Source organism: Pseudomonas sp. TE9122 (genome assembly GCF_056278925.1).
In genome coordinates this window covers 240320-259879 of sequence record NZ_JBWBQI010000001.1, presented here as the reverse complement: position 1 = coordinate 259879, position 19560 = coordinate 240320, and the positions used below count along the sequence as shown (strand labels likewise).

18 protein-coding genes are annotated in these 19560 nt (G+C 62.2%); 11 read left to right on the top strand and 7 right to left on the bottom strand.

Translation table 11 applies throughout. The features are described 5' to 3' along the window. The first annotated feature begins 108 nt into the window (after positions 1–108). The 3 genes from ACZ9BE_RS01070 (at position 109) to ACZ9BE_RS01060 (ending at position 1774) form a co-directional block, all read left to right on the top strand. Positions 109–402: a putative quinol monooxygenase gene (locus ACZ9BE_RS01070; protein ID WP_125917567.1), complete on the top strand. Its 294-nt coding sequence runs from the start codon at positions 109–111 to the stop codon at positions 400–402. Positions 403–434: 32 nt separating this feature from the next. Next, positions 435–1448 carry a zinc-binding alcohol dehydrogenase family protein gene (locus tag ACZ9BE_RS01065; RefSeq protein ID WP_476248823.1) on the top strand — a complete coding sequence of 338 codons (1014 nt, stop codon included), beginning with the start codon at positions 435–437 and terminating at the stop codon, positions 1446–1448. A 152-nt stretch (positions 1449–1600) separates the two neighbouring features. Further along, positions 1601–1774, top strand: coding sequence for a hypothetical protein (locus tag ACZ9BE_RS01060; protein ID WP_016771823.1), 174 nt, complete (start codon positions 1601–1603; stop codon positions 1772–1774). Positions 1775–1791: 17 nt separating this feature from the next. Here ACZ9BE_RS01060 and ACZ9BE_RS01055 read toward each other — a convergent pair whose 3' ends face one another. After that, positions 1792–2988 carry a multidrug effflux MFS transporter gene (locus ACZ9BE_RS01055; protein WP_024011460.1) on the bottom strand — a complete coding sequence of 399 codons (1197 nt, stop codon included), beginning with the start codon at positions 2986–2988 and terminating at the stop codon, positions 1792–1794. Between the two features lie 87 nt (positions 2989–3075). Continuing rightward, a complete protein-coding gene (locus ACZ9BE_RS01050; protein WP_056787762.1) occupies positions 3076–3273 on the bottom strand; it encodes a cation transporter in 198 nt (65 codons plus the stop codon). 148 nt (positions 3274–3421) lie between these two features. On the opposite strand from ACZ9BE_RS01050, the gene ACZ9BE_RS01045 reads away from it, so the two are divergent. The 3 genes from ACZ9BE_RS01045 to cueR all read left to right on the top strand — a co-directional run bounded on the left by ACZ9BE_RS01045 (position 3422) and on the right by cueR (position 6784). Further along, complete coding sequence (locus ACZ9BE_RS01045) at positions 3422–3805, top strand: hypothetical protein (RefSeq protein WP_024011458.1); 384 nt, start codon at positions 3422–3424, stop codon at positions 3803–3805. A 175-nt stretch (positions 3806–3980) separates the two neighbouring features. Continuing rightward, a complete protein-coding gene (gene cueA, locus ACZ9BE_RS01040; RefSeq protein ID WP_476248822.1) occupies positions 3981–6374 on the top strand; it encodes a copper resistance metal-translocating P1-type ATPase CueA in 2394 nt (797 codons plus the stop codon). Then, positions 6371–6784, top strand: coding sequence for a Cu(I)-responsive transcriptional regulator (cueR, locus tag ACZ9BE_RS01035; protein ID WP_016771827.1), 414 nt, complete (start codon positions 6371–6373; stop codon positions 6782–6784). Before cueA ends, cueR begins: the two co-directional genes overlap by 4 nt. On the opposite strand, the gene ACZ9BE_RS01030 is transcribed toward cueR, so the two are convergent. From ACZ9BE_RS01030 to ACZ9BE_RS01020, 3 genes are all read right to left on the bottom strand, one after another. Next, on the bottom strand, positions 6738–7946 hold the full coding sequence (locus ACZ9BE_RS01030; protein WP_476248821.1) for an MFS transporter: 1209 nt from the start codon (positions 7944–7946) through the stop codon (positions 6738–6740). The two genes, cueR and ACZ9BE_RS01030, sit on opposite strands and share 47 nt — an antisense overlap. A gap of 558 nt (positions 7947–8504) precedes the next feature. Beyond that, complete coding sequence (locus ACZ9BE_RS01025) at positions 8505–9401, bottom strand: PA4780 family RIO1-like protein kinase (RefSeq protein WP_016771829.1); 897 nt, start codon at positions 9399–9401, stop codon at positions 8505–8507. 431 nt (positions 9402–9832) lie between these two features. Continuing rightward, on the bottom strand, positions 9833–11110 hold the full coding sequence (locus ACZ9BE_RS01020; protein ID WP_476248820.1) for an acetyl-CoA C-acetyltransferase: 1278 nt from the start codon (positions 11108–11110) through the stop codon (positions 9833–9835). Positions 11111–11347: 237 nt separating this feature from the next. Here ACZ9BE_RS01020 and ACZ9BE_RS01015 point away from each other — a divergent pair, with 237 nt between their 5' ends. From ACZ9BE_RS01015 to ACZ9BE_RS00995, 5 genes are all read left to right on the top strand, one after another. Beyond that, positions 11348–12700 (top strand): 3-oxoacyl-ACP reductase, encoded by a 1353-nt coding sequence (locus ACZ9BE_RS01015; RefSeq protein ID WP_252879379.1) that lies wholly within the window; start codon positions 11348–11350, stop codon positions 12698–12700. Between the two features lie 2 nt (positions 12701–12702). After that, the gene (locus ACZ9BE_RS01010; RefSeq protein ID WP_476248819.1) at positions 12703–13557 is read left to right on the top strand and encodes a MaoC family dehydratase; all 855 of its coding nucleotides are present in this window, start codon (positions 12703–12705) and stop codon (positions 13555–13557) included. A gap of 303 nt (positions 13558–13860) precedes the next feature. Next, positions 13861–15423, top strand: coding sequence for a collagen-like triple helix repeat-containing protein (locus ACZ9BE_RS01005; RefSeq protein ID WP_476248818.1), 1563 nt, complete (start codon positions 13861–13863; stop codon positions 15421–15423). Between the two features lie 134 nt (positions 15424–15557). Beyond that, on the top strand, positions 15558–17228 hold the full coding sequence (locus ACZ9BE_RS01000; protein ID WP_476248817.1) for a ShlB/FhaC/HecB family hemolysin secretion/activation protein: 1671 nt from the start codon (positions 15558–15560) through the stop codon (positions 17226–17228). Positions 17229–17748: 520 nt separating this feature from the next. After that, complete coding sequence (locus ACZ9BE_RS00995; protein ID WP_016771835.1) at positions 17749–18111, top strand: DUF6124 family protein; 363 nt, start codon at positions 17749–17751, stop codon at positions 18109–18111. Positions 18112–18674: 563 nt separating this feature from the next. Here ACZ9BE_RS00995 and ACZ9BE_RS00990 read toward each other — a convergent pair. Continuing rightward, positions 18675–19082 carry a response regulator gene (locus ACZ9BE_RS00990; RefSeq protein ID WP_041480644.1) on the bottom strand — a complete coding sequence of 136 codons (408 nt, stop codon included), beginning with the start codon at positions 19080–19082 and terminating at the stop codon, positions 18675–18677. 70 nt (positions 19083–19152) lie between these two features. Further along, on the bottom strand, positions 19153–19368 hold the full coding sequence (locus ACZ9BE_RS00985) for a Flp family type IVb pilin (protein ID WP_370593582.1): 216 nt from the start codon (positions 19366–19368) through the stop codon (positions 19153–19155). Positions 19369–19560: the final 192 nt, after the last annotated feature.

The window sequence follows — 19560 nt, the reverse complement described above, 5'->3', positions numbered from 1 at the left end:
ATTATCAAAAAAATATTGAAAGAGACTGCTCTTTTAGCCGGTTTTATCGCGCAGAGAAATAGCCAATGATGGCCTCCATCGAATTCATCCCGATTCTGGAGTCCGCGCATGTCCCAGCCCTTTACCGCTATCGCCACCCTGACCGCCAAACCCGGTCAGCAGGACGTTCTCGAACAGGCGCTGCGCGCCCTCGTCGAACCGAGCCGCGCCGAGCCCGGTTGTGGCCAGTACGACCTGCACCGCGACCTTGCCGATCCGCAGGTTTTTTATGTCATCGAACAGTGGGCCAGTGACGAGATTCTTGAGGCGCACAACGCCAGCGCGCATTTTCAGAAGTTTCAGGCCAGCGCCGGCCACACCATCGAACACTTCCAGCTCAAACGCCTCGGCAAGATTGCCTGAATCCTTCTTCTATCAACTGTACGGAGCCATTTATGAAAGCCATTGCCTATTACGCTTCCCTGCCGATCAGCGACGCCAAGTCCCTGCAGGACATTGAACTGCCAGAGCCGGTCGCCGGCCCGCGCGACCTCTTGGTGGAGGTCAAAGCCATTTCGGTCAACCCGGTCGACACCAAAGTGCGGCAGAACATGGCGCCGGAAAACGGCGCGGCGAAAGTGCTGGGCTGGGACGTTGCCGGTGTGGTCAAGGCGGTCGGCAGCGAAGTCACCCTGTTCAAGGCGGGCGACAAGGTGTTCTACGCCGGTTCGATCGCCCGGGCCGGTGGCAACAGCGAGTTGCACGTGGTCGATGAGCGCATCGTCGGTCACATGCCCAAGTCCCTCGGTTTTGCCGAAGCCGCCGCGCTACCGCTGACCGCCATCACTGCGTGGGAATTGCTCTTCGAGCGCCTGCAAATCAGCGAGGGCAGCAGCGATGAAGGCCAGAGCCTGCTGATCGTTGGTGCGGCGGGCGGCGTGGGTTCGATCCTCACTCAATTGGCCAAGCAGTTGACCGGCCTGAAAGTGATCGGCACCGCTTCGCGCCCACAGACCCGTGACTGGGTCAGTGAACTCGGTGCCGATCTGGTCATCGATCACAGCCAGCCACTGAGCGAAGAATTGAAGCGCGCCGGCATCGACAGCGTGACCCACGTCGCCAGCCTGACCCAGACCGATCAGCATCTGGCGCAACTGGTCGAAGCCCTCGCGCCGCAAGGCAAGCTGGCGCTGATCGACGATCCGAAGTCCGTCGACATCAGCCTGCTCAAGCGCAAGAGCCTGTCGCTGCACTGGGAGTTCATGTACACCCGCTCGCTGTTCGAAACGCCGGACATGATCGAACAGCACAAGCTGCTCAACCGCGTCGCCGAACTGATCGACGCCGGCACTTTGAAGACGACTTTGGGCGAGCACTTCGGCGTGATCAATGCAGCCAACCTGCGACGCGCCCATGAGCTGCTGGAAAGCGGCAAGGCCAAGGGGAAAATTGTTTTAGAAGGTTTCTAAAAAAATAAAGCCCCGCAACCGCTCGTGATGCCAGAGCGGTTGCGGGGCTTTTTGCCGTCAGTCGGTTGCTTGACCCTTGTCACAATTGCGCGGGTATCGGGGTCTACAATCGAAGCCTCTGCGATACATCTTTTACGCAAGGGAGGTCAGCAATGAAGATCCTGATAAAAGAAGTGGCAAAGTCTCAATGGCAGGTGCGCCTGGACCAGCACGTCGTAACCTTTCGCAGTGAAGCCGAGGCTCTGGCCTTCACTCGCACCCTCGAAGCGCGACTCTGCGCGCCCCACCGAATCCCCGAACCCAGCCAGCAGCGCGCCGCCGGCTGAGCTCCAAAGTCGAGCGTTCAGACCTGGGCTTGCGCCAACGCCCGGGCATTCTGCAAACGCCGGGTGAGCAGCGCGACGCTCACCACCAGCAAACCGCACAGGCTGATGACCATCGCCATCGGCACGGCGCTGCCATCGTGCAACACCCCCACCAACGCGGCGGCACCGGCGGCGATGCTGAATTGCAGGCAACCGAGCATTGCCGATGCACTGCCGGCACGGGCGCCCTGACCGTTCATTGCGCAAGCTGAGGCGTTGGGAATGATGCAGCCGAGGCTGGCAATGCAGATGAACAGCGGAATCAGCAACGGCCACAACGCCTCTGGACGCATCGCGCTGACCGCCAGCAGCGTCAGCCCGGCGAGGAAATACACCCACACCGCGCGCACCAGCAAGAACGCCGGGCCACGCTTGGCCAGCAGACGCGCATTGACCTGCGCCACCAGAATGAACCCCGCCGCGTTGGTGCCGAACAGCCAGCCAAAATGCTCGGCGGGTACACCGTAGAGCTTGATGAACACAAACGGTGAGCCAGCGATGTAGGCGAACATGCCGGCGATCGCGATGCCGCCGGTCAGGGCGTGGCCGAGGTAGACCGAATCCTTGACCAGTCGCGCGTACTGGCGCAACGCACCGGACAACGGCTGGCGCGGCACGTGGGCCGGCATGCTTTCCGGCAGCCCCAACGCCACCGCCAGACCCGCCGCCGCACTGAACCCGGTGAGGACCAGAAAGATCGACTGCCAACCCGTGGTATTGACCAGCAGCCCACCGAGCATCGGCGCCAGAATCGGCGCCAGGCCCATTACCAGCATCAACTGGGAAAACACCTTCGCCGAGCCAACCGCGTCGCACTTGTCGGCGACCACCGCACGGGAAATCACCATGCCCGCACAACCACCGAGTGCCTGGACGAAACGCGCGCCGATCAGCCATTCCAGGCTCGGCGCGTAGGCGCAGGCCAATGACGCCAGGGTGAACAGAGCAACGCCGCTGAGCAGCGGAAGTCGCCGGCCGAAACGATCGGAAATCGGCCCGTAAGCCAGTTGGCCCAGAGACAGACCAAGGAAGTACGCCGCCAGCGTCAGCTGGACATGCTGCTCATCGGTGCCGAAGGCCAGCGCCATGGCCGGGAACGCAGGTAAATAGAAGTCGATCGCCAAGGGACCGAAGGCGCTCAAGGCGCCGAGTATCAAAATCGTGCGGAAATTCATCAGGCATCCAGGTGGGCAAGTCGCAGCCCGACAGTCTAGCCGCGCCCGGACGCCTTGAACATTCCGATAGCTCGCTAACGATCAATTTCAGACGAGCTTCACCTCATAACCCTCTTCGCGGATCGCTTCGATGACCTGATCGGCACTCAGCGCACTTTCGACGCCGACTTCCTTGGCCGCCAGATCGACCCGCACGCTGGCTGCCGGATCCAGCGCCTGCACCGCAGTGGTAATGGCTTTGACGCAATGACCGCAGGACATGCCTTGAACGTTGAACACTTGCATGGGAAGACTCCTTTGAGTGAGGTTGCCGGCAGTCTCGAGCTTGCCACGATGGCAAGGTCAAGTTCTGCGAAAAACTGCCGGGCTGGCAATCGGCGCCGCGCTCGGCCAAGCTGCGTGTATCAATGACTGAAATTCAGGAGATTCAGCCATGCGCTGGTCAGCTTTGGGCCTGTTTGGCTTGCTCAGCCTTTTCGCCGCCGTCCCGCAGGTGCAAGCCGCCGGCGAGGATTACGCGGTACTGATCATTTCCCGCGAGCGCCTCGAAGTGGCGACCTCGTGCGAGATCGGCGTGTACATCCAAGATCAGCTCTCGGCGCGCCTGTTCCAGGAGCAGAGCACGTCGTTCAACTTGCCGCCGGGCAAGGTTTCGCTGCGCTTGAAACTGCTGCCGGGCCAGGCGCCGGGTTGTAATCCCGGGATGCTCGCACCGGGCTCGCAGGAAGTCGTGCTGCATGCCGGGGATGTGCTGAAGTTCCGCCTGGCGATGAATGCCGAAGGCGTGTACCTGAAACCTGCAGGCCTGGGTTATTGAGCAACCGCCTCGACCTGTGGGAGCGAGCCTGCTCGCGAAAGCGCCGGGTCAGCCAACATGATTGCTGAATGATGCACCGCATTCGCGAGCAGGCTCGCTCCCACAAGAATGGTGCTTGACCTTGCCCGCATGGCAAGGTTGATCCTGTAGACATCCACTACAGGGAGCGCGACCGATGTCCGAATCCACCACTTTCGATCTGCCGATTGCCGGCATGACCTGTGCCAGTTGCGCCGGGCGTGTCGAGCGGGCGCTACGCAAGGTCAGCGGCGCCAGTGCCGTCAGTGTCAACCTCGCCACCGAACAGGCCCGGGTGCAGGCGCCCGGCGACAGCCTGCCGGCGCTGATGCAAGCCGTGGAGCGCGCCGGTTACAGCGTGCCCCGGCAAACCGTCGAATTGAGCATCGACGGCATGACCTGCGCGTCCTGCGTCGGTCGCGTCGAACGCGCCCTGAGCAAAGTCCCAAGCGTGAGCAGCGTCAGCGTCAATCTGGCCAACGAACGTGCGCACATCGAATTGCTCGGCCAGGTCGATACGCAAACCCTGCTCGACGCGGTGAGCAAGGCCGGTTACTCGGCCAGCGTCTGGCAAGCTGAACGGCCACAGTCCGATGACCAGCAAAAACGCCTGCATCGCGAGCGCTGGGCATTGATCTGTGCGATCGCCCTCGCTCTGCCGCTGGTGCTGCCGATGTTGCTGCAGCCGTTCGGCATTCACTGGATGCTCCCGGCCTGGGCGCAATTCGCCCTCGCCACCCCCGTGCAATTCATCTTCGGCGCACGCTTTTATGTCGCGGCGTGGAAAGCCGTGCGCGCCGGCGCCGGCAACATGGACCTGCTCGTCGCCCTCGGCACCAGCGCCGGTTATGGCCTGAGTGTCTATGAATGGGCCAGCGCCGCCGGACGCATGCCGCATCTGTATTTCGAGGCCTCGGCGGTGGTCATCGCTTTGGTGTTGCTCGGCAAATATCTCGAAAGCCGCGCCAAACGCCAGACCGCCAGCGCCATCCGCGCTCTTGAAGCGTTGCGGCCGGAGCGGGCGATTCAAGTCATCGACGGGCGTGAGCAGGACGTTGCGATCAGCGCCCTGCGCCTCGACGATCTGGTGCTGGTCAAACCCGGCGAACGCTTCCCGGTGGATGGCGAAGTCGTTGAAGGCCAGAGCCACGCCGACGAAGCGCTGATCAGTGGCGAAAGCCTGCCAGTGCCAAAACAACCGGGCGACAAGGTCACCGGCGGCGCGATCAACGGCGAGGGTCGTTTGCTGGTGCGCACCCAGGCGCTCGGCGCGGAAACCGTGCTGGCGCGGATCATTCGTCTGGTCGAAGACGCGCAAGCGGCGAAAGCGCCGATCCAGAAACTGGTGGACAAGGTCAGCCAGATCTTCGTGCCGACCGTGTTGCTGATCGCCCTGGCCACGCTGATCGGCTGGTGGCTGTACGGCGCGCCGCTGGAAACTGCGCTGATCAATGCCGTCGCCGTGCTGGTGATTGCCTGCCCGTGCGCCCTCGGCCTCGCCACCCCGACGGCGATCATGGCCGGCACCGGCGTCGCCGCACGCCACGGCATTCTGATCAAGGATGCCGAAGCGCTGGAGCGCGCCCATGAAGTCAGCAGTGTGGTGTTCGACAAGACCGGCACGCTGACCTCGGGTACGCCGCGTATCGCGCACTTCAGCGCGGTCGATGGTGACGAAAACAATCTGCTGACACTGGCCGGTGCCTTGCAGCGCGGCAGCGAGCATCCGTTGGCCAAAGCCGTGCTGGATGCAGCCGCCGAACGCGGCTTGAACGTGCCCGATGTCAGCGACAGCCAGGCGCTGACCGGGCGCGGCATTGCCGGCACGCTGGATGGCCGGCGCCTGGCGCTGGGCAACCGGCGGATGCTCGACGAAAGCGCCTTGAATGCCGGTGAATTGAGCACATCCGCCGAAGCGTGGGAACGCGAAGGTCGGACACTGTCGTGGCTGATCGAACAAAGTCCTGAGCCGAAGGTACTGGGTCTGTTCGCCTTCGGTGACACGCTGAAACCCGGCGCACTGCAAGCGGTGCAACAACTCGCCGCGCGGGGTATCCAGAGCCACCTTCTGACCGGCGACAATCGCGGCAGCGCACGGGTGGTGGCCGAGGCTCTGGGCATCCAAAATGTCCACGCCGAAGTGCTGCCGGCCGACAAAGCCGCGACGGTGGCCGAGCTGAAGAAAACCGGCGTGGTCGCCATGGTCGGCGACGGTATCAACGATGCCCCGGCCCTCGCCGCCGCAGACATCGGCATCGCCATGGGCGGCGGCACCGACGTCGCCATGCACGCGGCCGGCATCACGTTGATGCGCGGCGATCCGCGACTGGTGCCGGCAGCGCTGGAGATCAGCCGCAAGACCTACGCGAAGATTCGTCAGAACCTGTTCTGGGCCTTTGTCTACAACCTGATCGGCATTCCACTGGCGGTGTTCGGCTTCCTCAATCCGGTGCTGGCCGGCGCGGCGATGGCGCTGTCGAGCGTCAGCGTGGTGAGCAATGCGCTACTGTTGAAAACCTGGAAACCCAAGGACCTGGAGGAACACCGATGAACATCGGCCAAGCAGCCCGGCAGAGTGGCCTGAGTGCAAAAATGATCCGCTATTACGAGTCGATCGGCCTGCTCAAAGCGGCCAATCGCACCGACAGCGGTTACCGCGTATACGGCAGCGATGACCTGCACACGCTGGCGTTCATCAAGCGCTCGCGGGATCTGGGCTTTTCCCTGGAAGAGGTCGGCAAGCTGCTGACCCTCTGGCAGGATCGCCAGCGCGCCAGCGCCGATGTGAAAGCACTGGCGCGCCAGCACATCGATGAGCTGAATCAGAAGATCCGCGAGCTCGGCGAGTTGCGTGACACCCTGCAGGATCTGGTCGAGCATTGCAGCGGCGACCATCGCCCGGACTGCCCGATCCTCAAGGAACTGGCGTCGGGCTGCTGCGCGCAACCCGCCCGCGCCTGATCCGCAACAGCGTCACCACGCACAACGTACCCAGGGGAATGCCGTGGAACAGCATGACCACGGCCCCCGGCGTCCACCACGCATAGAACGGCGCAGCGACCAGCATGCCGATACCGAAACCGGTCATCTGCAGCAAGGTCAGCACGCTGAAAATCGGCAGGCGCAACGCCGCAGGTTCCCGTTGCAAACGTGACATCAGGCTGACTTCGGAAACCCCGTCGCCAAGCCCGGCCGGCAAGGCGAACAGCAGCAGACCGTAGAGGCCGTGCTGCTGGAACATCAGAATGAAACCGCAGGACATCAGCGCCACGCCACAGAAAAATCTTCTTTCGAGGTGGCTGTTCTCCGAGCCCTTGAGGTGACTGGCGATGCGTGCGCCGAGCAGTTTGCCGCTGGCCCATACCGCAAGCGCCAGGCCCAAGGTCGTACTCGCCGCCTCCGGCGTGAGCAGTTTCGAAATGATCGGGAAGCCGACGTTGTGCGCGGCGCTGCCCAAGGTGTCGGCCATGGTCACCGCGAGCATGGCCGCGACCACAGGCGCCGAACGCAGGCCCTGCCGCAGCGCAAACCATTCACCGCGCTCCGGCTGTTCGCTGACATCGGTTTTTTCGAAACGCAGCGGCACGATCAGCAGCGCCGCAAGCAAATAGGTCAGCGCGTTGAGGGCGAAGACCGTTTCAAAACCGAAAGCAGCCACCAGCAACCCCGACACCAGACTGCCGCCGACCATGGCGGCTGAAGAGGCTGAGGCGATCCAGGCATTGGCCTTGAGCAGCTGCGCCGGCGCGATCAAACGCGGCAACTGGCTGTTGAGGCCGATGGCGAACATCGAATTGCCCAGGCCGAGGCCGAAGGCAATCAACGGCAACAGCCATGCCTGCTGACTCGCCGGTGTGATCAACAGCAGCCCCAGCACTGCCGCACGCAACAGATCGAACGCAATCAGCGGCGCGCGGCCCTGCCAGCGTCGGTAGAAGCGTGTGCCGATCAGACTGGCGAAGATTCCGCCACCGACGCGGCTGGCAAGGAAAACGCCGACGCTCATGGCGCTGTTGCTTAACAGGTAAACGTAGGTGGCGAGCGCGACCATGTTGAGGAAGGCGCCGAAATCGGAGATCAGCCGGGCGGTTACGATCAGGTGGGTGTTGCGTGGGGTGGTCACATTCAGTCCTTGAGTGTGGTTGGAGCGCTGGACAGTAGACGCGAATAAGCCAGGATCCGAAAGCCCCCTCACCCTAGCCCTCTCCCAAAGGGAGAGGGGACCGATTGGGGGATATTTGGGAGATACACCGACCTGAACGTTTTTCTTTGAATCCACAATCGACTCGGTTTTTTCAGGTCGATGTATGGCTAAAGACACCTCGGTCGGCCCCCTCTCCCTCCGGGAGAGGGACCGATTGGGGGATATTTGGGAAATACACCGACCTGAACGTTTTTCTTTGAATCCATAATCGACTCGGTTTTTTCAGGTCGATGTATGGCTAAAGACACCTCGGTCGGCCCCCTCTCCCTCCGGGAGAGGGACCGATTGGGGGATATTTGGGAGATACACCGACCTGAACGTTTTTCTTTGAATCCATAATCGACTCGGTTTTTTCAGGTCGATGTATGGCTAAAGACACCTCGGTCGGCCCCCTCTCCCTCCGGGAGAGGGCTGGGGTGAGGGTGCTTTTTGACTCAAACAAAAAACCCGGCCGAAGCCGGGTTTTTCATCACGCGATCACTGCATCCACGGCGGTGGAGGCGGTTCTTCGGGTTTGCCTTTCGGCGCGTCGTCCGCCGCGCGAATGGCCTGCTTGCGTTCCTCGTCGAGGCGCGCCGCTTCGATTTCGCGCAGCACCCCGCCGACATCCGCCAGGTCCTCCGGATCGTCGAACTCACCGGTCAGCACACTGTTCGGGTGCAAGGTGCCGGCTTCGTACAACGCCCACATTTCCTTGGCATATTTGGTCTTCTTCAATTCCGGCGCGAAGCGACCGAAGTACGAAGCCATGTTGCCAACGTCACGCTCGAGCATGCTGAACGCGTGGTTGTTGCCCGCAGCGTCGACTGCCTGGGGCAGGTCAATAATCACCGGACCGGTCGGGGTCAGCAGCACGTTGAACTCGGAGAGGTCACCGTGCACCAGACCGGTACACAACATCAGCACGATCTGCGAAATCAGGAAGGCGTGATACTCGCGCGCCTGATCAGGCTCCAGCACCACATCGTTCAGACGCGGCGCGGCGTCGCCGAATTCGTCGGCCACCAGCTCCATCAACAGCACGCCGTCGAGGAAGTCATAGGGTTTGGGCACTCGCACGCCGGCGCCGGCCAGACGGAACAGCGCCGCCACTTCGGCGTTCTGCCAGGCGTCTTCGGTCTCTTTGCGACCGAACTTGGACCCCTTCGCCATGGCCCGCGCCTGACGACTGTTACGAACCTTGCGGCCTTCCTGATACTCGGCCGCCTGGCGGAAACTGCGTTTATTCGCCTCCTTGTAGACCTTGGCGCAACGTAACTGATTGCCGCAGCGCACTACATAAACAGCTGCCTCTTTGCCACTCATCAGTGGACGCAGCACTTCGTCGACCAGACCGTCCTCGATCAGGGGTTCAATGCGTTTTGGAGTCTTCATCAGCTTTTATTGTGGGTCCTTTATTACCAAACACGCGAATGTCACTCGTTATACGGCAATCCTCGCCCGACGGGGAGGGGTTGCCGACCTGTGAACCTTGAGGATGCACACACTGTGCCGGATCAATCGCAGCGACCCGGGCGAATCATAGCCGAGACCGTGGCATTGATTGGTATCGGTCGGCAAGGGCATTTGCGACAGAATCTGACATGGTCGGTGAACTTCAGTTGCCCTCACCCCAAGCCCTCTCCCAGAGGGAGAGGGGGCCGACCGAGGTGTCTCCCGTAATACATCGACCTGACAGACCGCAGCGCTTATGGGTTGAATCGCATCTCTGGATTCGGTGAAGGGCGCTCAGGTCGGCGTCGATTTCAAGCATCCCCCAATCAGACCCCTCTCCCTTTGGGAGAGGGTTAGGGTGAAGGGCTTTTTCAGCGTTCAATGATCGCGGTGACACCCTGCCCGCCCGCCGCACAGATCGAAATCAACCCTCGGCCCTTGCCCGCCGCATCCAGCAGCTTGGCCAAATTCGCGACAATGCGCCCGCCCGTTGCGGCGAACGGATGCCCCGCCGCCAGCGAGCTGCCTTTCACATTAAGCCGACTGCGATCAATCGAACCCAACGGCGCATCGAGCCCCAGGCAGGTTTGGCAATATTCCGGATCTTCCCAGGCCTTGAGCGTGCACAAGACCTGCGCGGCGAAGGCTTCGTGAATTTCGTAGTAATCAAAATCCTGCAACGTCAGCCCATTGCGCGCCAGCAAGCGTGGCACGGCGTACACCGGCGCCATCAGCAGGCCCTCGGCACCGTTGACGAAATCCACCGCCGCCGCTTCACCGTCGCGCAAGTAGGCAAGAATCGGCAGACCGCGCTCTTTGGCCCATTCTTCACTGCCGAGCAACACCACCGAAGCGCCATCGGTAAGCGGTGTGGAGTTGCCCGCCGTCAGCGTGCCCTTGGCGCTTTTCTCGAAGGCCGGTTTCAGCGCGGCGAGTTTTTCCAGGGTCAGGTCCGGGCGCAGATTGTTATCGCGGGTCAGGCCGAGGAATGGCGTCATCAGATCGTTGTGCCAGCCTTCGCCGTAGGAAGCGGCGAGCTTGTGGTGGCTTTCGAGGGCCAGTTGATCCTGTTCTTCACGGGGAATATTCCAGGTCTGCGCCATCAGTTCGCAGTGCTCGCCCATCGACAGGCCAGTGCGTGGCTCGCCGTTGCGCGGGAATTCGGGGATCAGGTGCTGGGGGCGCAACTGCAAAAGGGTTTTCAGTTTGTCGCCGGTACTCTTGGCGCGGTTGGCGTGCAGAAGAATCCTGCGCAGGCCTTCGCTGACGCTGATCGGCGCGTCGGAGGTGGTGTCGACGCCGCCGGCAATGCCGCAGTCGATCTGGCCGAGGGCGATCTTGTTCGCCACCAGCAACGCCGCCTCCAGACCGGTGCCGCAGGCTTGCTGGATGTCATAGGCCGGTGTCGTCGGAGACAAGCGCGAGCCGAGCACGCATTCGCGGGTCAGGTTCATATCCCGTGACAATTTAAGCACCGCGCCTGCCACCACCTCGCCGATGCGCTGGCCGTGCAGGTTGTAGCGTTCGATCAGGCCTTCCAGCGCGGCGGTGAGCATGGCCTGATTGCTGGCCGTGGCGTACGGCCCGTTGGAGCGGGCGAAAGGGATGCGGTTACCGCCGATGATCGCGACGCGGCGCAGCTGGGTCATGGATAACTCCTGTGGAATTTGCGGATTCACATGGAAACCTGTGGGAGCTGGCTTGCCAGCGATGGGGGCGGCACTCCCAACCCTTCAGCGGCTGACACTCCGCCATCGCGGGCAAGCCCGCTCCCACAGGGTCAGTGGTCTACTCTGCTAAACCAGCGTAGGCCTTATTGCGCCGATCGAACGATTGATTGCCGTAGACAGTCCACACTTTGAACCCCAACTTCTGGAGAGCGTTCCATGTCTGACCGCTATATCGACTTCGCCAACTCATCCTTCGGCCATCGTCTGGTCGGGGCCTTGGGCCTGCCGTCGCCGGTGCGGCTGGAACGCTGGCAGGCGGGGCGTCTGCGGCCGATCGAGGGCGCCCTGTTGATCGGTGGCGGGCCGCTGGCCGAACGGATCAGCGTGTTTGCCAATCGCTTGACCGACGCGATCTACAGCTACGGCACCGAGCCCTCGCTGGCCACTGCATGGATCCCCGGCCACGGGCCGAAACTCAAAGCGGTGGTGTTCGACGCCAGCGCTCTGCAACACACCGACCAGCTCAAGCAGTTGCGCGAGTTCTTTCAGCCATTGATGAAGAACCTCGACCATAGCGCGCACCTGGTGATTCTCGGCCGCGCGCCGGAAACCTTGGGTGATCCGTTCGCCTCCAGCGCACAGCGAGCACTTGAAGGCTTCTCGCGCTCGCTGGCCAAAGAGCTGCGCGGCGGTGGCACCTTGCAGTTGATCTACGTCGGCGAAGGTGCCGAGGATCAATTGGAAGGCCCGCTGCGATTTTTCCTCTCGCCGAAAAGTGCATTCGTTTCCGGCCAGGTGATTCGCCTGACCGCGTGCGCCACGCCAGTGACCGACTGGACCCGACCGCTGGCCGGGCGCAAGGCGCTGGTCACCGGTGCTGCGCGCGGCATCGGCGCGTCGATTGCCGAAACCCTGGCCCGTGATGGCGCTGAGGTGATCCTCCTCGACGTACCGCCGGCCAAGACCGACCTCGAGGCCCTCGCCGCGCGCCTCGGCGGCCGGGCGATCACCCTCGATATCTGCGCCGATGACGCCGCCGCGCACTTGATCGAACAGCTGCCCGACGGGCTCGACATCCTCGTGCACAACGCCGGCATCACCCGCGACAAAACCCTGGCCAACATGACCCCGGAATTCTGGGACGCGGTGCTGGCCGTCAACCTCAATGCCCCGCAAGTGCTGACCAAGGCGCTGCTCGACAGCGGCACCCTGCGCGACAACGCACGGGTGGTCCTGCTCGCCTCGATCAGCGGCATCGCCGGCAATCGCGGACAAACCAACTACGCAGCGAGCAAGGCTGGCCTGATCGGTCTGGCCCAGGCCTGGGCGCCGACGCTGCTGGAACGCGGCATCAGCATCAACGCCGTGGCCCCCGGTTTTATCGAAACCCAGATGACCGCGCACATCCCGTTCGGCCTGCGCGAGGCCGGGCGGCGCATGAGTTCGCTGGGCCAGGGCGGCTTGCCGCAGGACGTCGCCGAAGCCGTGGCGTGGCTGGCGCAACCGGGCACGGGCGCGTTCACCGGGCAGGCGCTGCGGGTCTGTGGGCAAAGTGTTCTGGGGGCATAAAGATGAGCATCGAATGGCACACGCTGGATCGCGAACCGAGTCTGCCGGGGCTTTATTCGCGCGCAGCGACGCGACGCAAAATCACCGGTACGCAACTGCCCGACAGCGGCCTGCGCTGCTGGGTCGATATCGACAGCAAACGACTGACGGCCTATCGCAAGGTCTGCGGTTTCGTCGATGACGGCCTGCTGCCGCCGACCTATCCACACATCCTCGCCTTCGCCTTGCAGATGCAATTGCTCACGGCCAGGGACTTTCCGTTCCCGCTGCTGGGGCTGATTCACCTGAGCAACCGCATCCGCGTGTTGCGGCCAATGGGCGCGATCAGTCGCGCGCAAGTCAGCGTGCGCGTGCACAACCTGCAACCACATGCCAAGGGCGCGACGTTCGATCTGTTGACCACCCTCGACGATCAGCTCGGGCCGCTGTGGGAAGCCGAAAGCCGCATGCTCTGTCGCGGGGTGAAACTCGAGGGCGAGGCGCTGGCACAGGACTGGCAGCCGTCGCAGGATTTGCTTGAGGTGACGCGTTGGACTGCGCCGGCCGATATCGGTCGCCAGTATGCGAAAGTCTCCGGCGACTACAACCCGATTCACCTGAGTGCAGCGAGCGCCAAGCTGTTCGGTTTTCCCACCGCGATCGCGCACGGACTGTGGAACAAGGCGCGGACACTGGCGGCACTCTCCGATCACCTGCCCAAAGCCAACCTGGAAATCGCCGTGCACTTTCGCAAACCGGTGCGCCTGCCCAGTGAAGTGATATTGCTGGCCAGTGCCGCGGGCTCCAGCGGTGAGTTGCGTCTGATCGGCGCCGGCGACCTGGAACATATGGTCGGTCAGTGGCAACCGATCGCCTGATCTGGCGGGGCGGAAAAACCCGTTAATTGTGTATATATCACTTAAGTTTTTCCGCGCCCTGCCCGCTGCTTTGCAAAAAACCGAGCCTTGAATTTCAAGGCTTTTTTTTGCCCGTTTATTACCGGGGTATTAGTCCTTCGGCATAGCGCCGAGCCCTCTATATAAAGGGGTTAATACCAACTTGAGAATGGTGAAAAACCTGCCCTCGACTGAGATTACAGCCACGGACGAGGCATCGCCGACGACAGATCGGCGAGCCATCGAAGGCAACGTAACGTTGTGACAGGTGCAGGAATTTCAATCATGAAAACTCAAGTGATGTGGTCCAAATCGGCAATCGCGCTGGCACTGATTCTTTCGGTCGGCCTCGTCGGCTGCAGCAGCGGCGGTGGCGGCCATCGCAGCAGTTCGGGCAGCTCGACGGCGGACGGCACGGCGGGCACCGATGGCAGCGGTGGCGCGGGCGGCGGAACCGGCGGCGATACTGCCGGCACCGGCGGCACTGGCGGCACTGGCGGCGGAACCGGTGGTACTGGCGGTGGCACCGATCCGACCAATCCGACAGACCCGACCGATCCCACCACTCCGACCAACCCGGCCACTCCTTCGCTGGTGACCACAACACTTGTTCAGGATGTCGGCAAAACCGTCAGCGGTGTCGGCGATGGCGTCGGCCAGATCGGCGATTCGCTGAGCACTGTTCCGGTCGCTGGCGGCATCGTGCAAAGCGTGGCCAACACCACCGGCAACGTGGTCAGCACCTTGGGCGATGGCGTCACTGATGGCATCGGCAAACTGGCCACTGACCCCAATGGCCTGACCACCACCGTCGCCTCGGTTGGCGGTGTGGTTTCCGATGTTGGCGACGGCGTGTCGGACCTCAGCGTCAAACTCAACACAGCGACCCGCAGCGTTCCTGTCGTTGGCGGTGTAGTCACCCGTGTGGCGCCGCTGGTCGATGGCATCGGCGAAAAAGTCACCATGCTTGGCGACACCCTCAACACCTCACTGACCAGCGGCCCGACCCGCCAGTTGACCGACAAGGTCGGCAGCGGCCTGGTACCGGTGATCGCCATGGTCGAAAGCACCACCGACAAACTCGGCGATGCCACCGGTCTGGGTGATCCGCTCAAAGGGGTGATCTCCAAGGTGGGCGGCACGGTGAACAGCCTTGGCGGCAAAGTCACCGACGCAGGCAGCGGCAATGCCCTGACCAGCACCCTCGGCGGCGCCCTGAGCAACACCGGCCTGGCGGTCGGCAAAGCGGGTGGCCTGGTGTCCAATGGCACTGGCTCGGGTACTGGCGGCATCGGTGGCATAGGTGGTGGTCTTGGTGGCACCGGTCTGTTGCAAACTGTCGGTGGTGCGGTGGTCAACGTCGGCAGCGGTCTGAATGCCGGCAGCACCAGCGGCGTGGTCAGTGCCGGCGGCGTCACCGCCGGCGGGCTGGGCAACACGATTGCTTCGATCAACACCGTACTCGGTGGTTCGGGCACACCGATTACTGCATCCACCTCGCCGCTGGCCAGCGTCGGCGCCGCAGTCGGAGCCGGCCTCAATCCGGTCACCAGCGCGGTGACCACTGTCACTCAACAGGTCGGCGCCGCTACCGGTCTCGGCACTCCGGTGGCGGGTATCACAAGTCAGGTCGGCGCTGCGGTGGGCAATCTCGGCGGGGCGATCGCCGCAACCAACAACCCGGTCACCACAGCGGTCGGCGGTCTGGTTACCAACGTCGGCGGCACCGTGGCAGCGGTCGGTGGTCTGGTCAACAGCGGCACTGCCACTGGCGGCGGCACGGCAACCGGTGGCCTGGGCGGGGTACTCGGCGGCCTGACCGGCGCGCTGGGCGGCAACAAACGCTAAATTGCACCTGGCCGATTCGACGGCCTTACCTACAGCGCCTACGCTTGGTTGAGGGCGGAAGATTCCCACGAGTCTTCCGCCTTTTTTCTAAGGAAAAATCTGCCCTGTGCTGTGTTCTGACCATGGAGTGTCCTATGCGCGTACTGGCATCCCTGCTGTGCCTGAGCCTCAGTTCCGCTGCCCTCGCCGACACCTTGCCCAGCTTTCTCAACAGCAACGAAACCATCCGCAACCTGCCCGTTCCCAACCTGCCCGCCGACGCCTATCGCCCGAGCGCGGCGCCGCTGCAAGTGCCGGACCCGGGTGCGACCGCCGCGCAGCCACTGCTGATGGAAACCAAGGTCAACCTGAAGACCGTGCAGATCGAAGGCGGCACGATCTACCCGCTCAACGAACTCGCGGAAATCTACAAGCCCCTGATCGGCCGTCAGGCCAGCCTTGCCGAACTGATCGAAGCCACGCGCAACATCACCCGTCGCTATCAGCAGGACGGCTATCTGTTGTCCTACGCGTTCCTGCCGCAACAGAACTTCGATGACGGCGTGGCCCGCGTGGTGCTGGTCGAGGGCTATGTGCGCGATATCCAGATGCAGGGCGACATCGGTCGGGTCAAAGGCCTGCTCGATAAACTCGCCGCGAAAATCCAGGCCGAACGCCCGCTGACGCGCAAGACCTTCGAGCGCTACACCACGCTGATGAGCCGTATTCCTGGCGTGACCATCCAAGCGCAAGTGCCGCCACCGGGCACCACCGATGGCGCGACCACCCTGGTTGCCCAGGCCAGTCGCAAACCGTTCACCAGCACCCTGAGCACCACAGAAGACAACCGTAACGGCCCGCAGGCGTTGCTCGGTGTCAGCAGCAATTCGCAGACTTCGATGGGCGAACAGTTGAGCCTCAGCGGCCTGTTCCCGCCGGGTGACGACAAAGAGCATTACTACCGTCTCGACTACAGCCAGTTCCTCGATACCGAGGGCACGCAACTCAACGTCTCGGCCTCGCGTTACCGCGCCGACCCGGACACCGAAGTGCTGGTCGGCGGTGGCGGACGCCTGAGTACCCACCGCGAGAACGATCGCTACTCGATCGGCTTCAGCACGCCCTTGATCGCCTCCGCCAACGAACTGCTGACCGCCGGCTCACGCCTGTATGCGGTCGACGACAAGACGCGCTACGACGGCATCAACTTTCCCTTCAGCACCGAACTGCGCACCGACGTCCGCGCCCTGGCTTTCGAAGGCGACTGGCGCAAGGCCGACGCCCGCCAACTGCGCATCCTCAGTGCCGGCGTCTACCAAGGCTTCGACAGCCTCGGCGCACACACCAACTACGACGACATCGACCTGGATTTTTTCCGCGTGCGCTTGTCCGGCGTGCAGAGCGACAAGTTCCTCGACAACTGGCAAGGCGTGCTCTCGGCGGCGCTGTACTGGAGCGACGACACCTTGCCCGACAGCGAACGCGCCGTGTTCGGCGGGCAGAACTTCGGCCGTGGCTACCCCGACGACCAGGCCTCGGGCGACAAGGGTTGGGGCGTGGCTTACGAGGTCAACTACAGCCTCAACCGCGACGGCAACTGGGTGCGCATCCTGCAACCCTACGTAGTTGTCGACCGCTCGCGCAGCTGGTTCAACCAACTGCCGGTGCAGGCCAACAACCTGTCATCGACCGCCGCCGGGCTGCGCTTTGGTGATGCCAAGTATTACAACGTGGCGCTGGAAGTGGCGAAGGCGATGTCGGATGAAGCACTGGATACGTTCAATCGCAAGCCTCGGTACAGCATCAGTTTCAGTTATCAGTTGTGATGGTCGAGCGATGTGTCAGTCAGGATTTTTTTGACTGACGCACCGCCTTCGCGAGCAGGCTCGCTCCCACAGATTCGGCGGTGTTCATGGTTGCTGAGTACAACCGCCGTCCCTGTGTGAACGAGCCTGCTCGCGAAAGCGTTCGGCTATTCAACCGATTTATCGCAGCGCTTAAACCAGCCGTTTAAACACACGCCCCGTTACCTCGCAACAGCCCACAAATCCTTGCGCCATTGCCTACGGCTACGTCAGAATCCGCCGGCTTGTGCGCCTGGGGCGCGGGTTCTATCGTTTGCCTGCCACTGCTCATCAGTGGTCGGGTTTAGCAGCTCGCCGATACCACGTTGCACCAGTTCTATCAGTCTGGAATACATTCCTGTGCTTGATGGCGGCTGTGCGCAGGGCGCCCTCGGGCGCGCCGATTTCGTGGCTCATCGGTCTGCTAACCTGCGTCCAGCTGCCACCCTTATCGTTTAGCAGCGAGAGGTTGCGGCCCTTACTCCACAAGGAGACTGAGCCCGTGAAAAAGATAACGCCCGATCCACCCCTTGCCGATCCGACTTTCGCCGACCCGCTCGTCGAAGCGCAAAAGCTCAAGGAAGCCGCCGACCGCGCCATCGATTACTACCTCAACCCCCGCCTCATCAAAGACCCCGCCGCACCGCGCAAACCCAGCACCCTGTTCATCGTCGACCCGGCCGCGGACAACGAAACCCTGCTGGTGCATGCCTGCGAATCACTGGCCTCGGCGAGCATCATGGCCAGCGACCTCGCCGGATTTATCGATGGACCGCAGCGCAACTCCCTGTTGGGGATACAACAGGTGATCATGCTGGGCGAACTGGCGGTCAACCGCGTACTGGACAGGCTTGTGCCGGAGTGACAAGAGCAAGAGGCTGGTTGCGAAGGTGGTGAGACAGGCAGAGCGTTGTTGGCTGACTGGCCGCCATCGCTGGCAAGCCAGCTCCCACAGAATTCATGTACATCAGGCAGGAATGGGTCGGCTGCCAGGCCGCTTTCGCGAGCAGGCTCGCTCCCACAAAAGCAAAAGCAAAAGCAAAGCAGCGCAGCTGCCCGCGGCGAAGCCGCCCCACTCAACAATGAGCGCAAGCTCGAGTGCTCTTGATCTTGATCCACCGGCGACGTCGGAAGGCTGAGTGGAGGGATTGATCTGGGCGTGGGAGCACAGCGACCGTCTGGCGCAGCCAGACACAGCGGAAGGAGGTGCAGCGAAGCAAACCGGAGCCGCTGCGCCCGGATCAGTCCCGGAGCGAAGGAACCCGAGCCTGCGAGGGCCGAACGCAGGAGCTAGCGTTTTTTGCTTACTTTTTTAGGCGCTTGTAAAAAAGTAAGTCGCCGTCAGGCGAAACCGCCAGCCGCAGCACCCGAAGCAACGGATACTCACCCAAACCCCCACCAACACGGTCGGCCCAAAGGCCGCCGAGTTCACCCACCCTGAACCTTAGGCTTGGGAAAAAGATTATCGAGAGTCTCCAACAACCTCACGTGATAAATCGGCTTGCGAAACAGATCCAGCACCTGCAACCGCAACATATCGCTGACATCCTCCATATCCGCATGCCCCGACATCACAATCACCGGCAAATGCGCCCGCGACGTATGCTCACGCAACCGCCTGATCAGCGACATGCCCGACTCCTCCGGCATACGCAGATCAGTAATCACCAAAGCAATATCCGGATGCCGGGTCAGATGATGCAGCGCGAGCTTCACCGACGTCGCGGTATGACAGACAAACCCCTCCCCCTCCAGCAACTCCGCCAACTCCAGCAACGCGTCTTCTTCATCATCAACCAGAAGCAGTTGTTGGCGGGGCGACGAAGACGCGTTCATAGGCAATACCTGAATACTGAAAGGTAAATCCAGTGTAGTGCGGTATCAGCCAGGTGCAGTGTTCACAAGATCAGGGCGTTGGCCGAGTCACAGCCGTACCATCGAGCGAGGTCAGAATATTGTTGAAGATCGCCAATACCCTGTCTCCAAGCGGAGTGACGAACGCCACAACCACCACAGCCACCATCGCCACCACAATCGCATACTCGATCGCCGAAGCACCCTCTTCACTGCGGGCAAACGCGCGAGCCTTGGCGATCACATAATCAAAAGTCATACGAAACATAGGTCCACTCCTTCGCGCCTCTGGCGGCCGACATCACCACCGCGGCAAGGTTCCACCGTGCCACCTGAGCATTGTCAACAAACCCCCGCCCAACAACTGTAAGAACGCATTAATCACAAAGCATTAATCCCAACGTGTCTCGGCCATTTCCCGCTGTTAACCGGCCAGACTCACACTTTGGTACGGTTATTT

Bases quoted from the DNA above. Each gene is read 5' to 3' on its own strand.
- ACZ9BE_RS01050 (WP_056787762.1), bottom strand. From the start codon at position 3,273: ATGCAAGTGTTCAACGTTCAAGGCATGTCCTGCGGTCATTGCGTCAAA.
- ACZ9BE_RS01020 (WP_476248820.1), bottom strand. From the start codon at position 11,110: ATGACCCAGCTGCGCCGCGTCGCGATCATCGGCGGTAACCGCATCCCT.
- ACZ9BE_RS01025 (WP_016771829.1), bottom strand. From the start codon at position 9,401: ATGAAGACTCCAAAACGCATTGAACCCCTGATCGAGGACGGTCTGGTC.
- ACZ9BE_RS01070 (WP_125917567.1), top strand. From the start codon at position 109: ATGTCCCAGCCCTTTACCGCTATCGCCACCCTGACCGCCAAACCCGGT.
- ACZ9BE_RS00990 (WP_041480644.1), bottom strand. From the start codon at position 19,082: ATGAACGCGTCTTCGTCGCCCCGCCAACAACTGCTTCTGGTTGATGAT.
- ACZ9BE_RS00985 (WP_370593582.1), bottom strand. From the start codon at position 19,368: ATGTTTCGTATGACTTTTGATTATGTGATCGCCAAGGCTCGCGCGTTT.
- ACZ9BE_RS01010 (WP_476248819.1), top strand. From the start codon at position 12,703: ATGAGCATCGAATGGCACACGCTGGATCGCGAACCGAGTCTGCCGGGG.
- cueR (WP_016771827.1), top strand. From the start codon at position 6,371: ATGAACATCGGCCAAGCAGCCCGGCAGAGTGGCCTGAGTGCAAAAATG.
- ACZ9BE_RS01000 (WP_476248817.1), top strand. From the start codon at position 15,558: ATGCGCGTACTGGCATCCCTGCTGTGCCTGAGCCTCAGTTCCGCTGCC.
- ACZ9BE_RS01055 (WP_024011460.1), bottom strand. From the start codon at position 2,988: ATGAATTTCCGCACGATTTTGATACTCGGCGCCTTGAGCGCCTTCGGT.
- ACZ9BE_RS01065 (WP_476248823.1), top strand. From the start codon at position 435: ATGAAAGCCATTGCCTATTACGCTTCCCTGCCGATCAGCGACGCCAAG.
- ACZ9BE_RS01060 (WP_016771823.1), top strand. From the start codon at position 1,601: ATGAAGATCCTGATAAAAGAAGTGGCAAAGTCTCAATGGCAGGTGCGC.
- ACZ9BE_RS01005 (WP_476248818.1), top strand. From the start codon at position 13,861: ATGAAAACTCAAGTGATGTGGTCCAAATCGGCAATCGCGCTGGCACTG.
- cueA (WP_476248822.1), top strand. From the start codon at position 3,981: ATGTCCGAATCCACCACTTTCGATCTGCCGATTGCCGGCATGACCTGT.
- ACZ9BE_RS01045 (WP_024011458.1), top strand. From the start codon at position 3,422: ATGCGCTGGTCAGCTTTGGGCCTGTTTGGCTTGCTCAGCCTTTTCGCC.
- ACZ9BE_RS01015 (WP_252879379.1), top strand. From the start codon at position 11,348: ATGTCTGACCGCTATATCGACTTCGCCAACTCATCCTTCGGCCATCGT.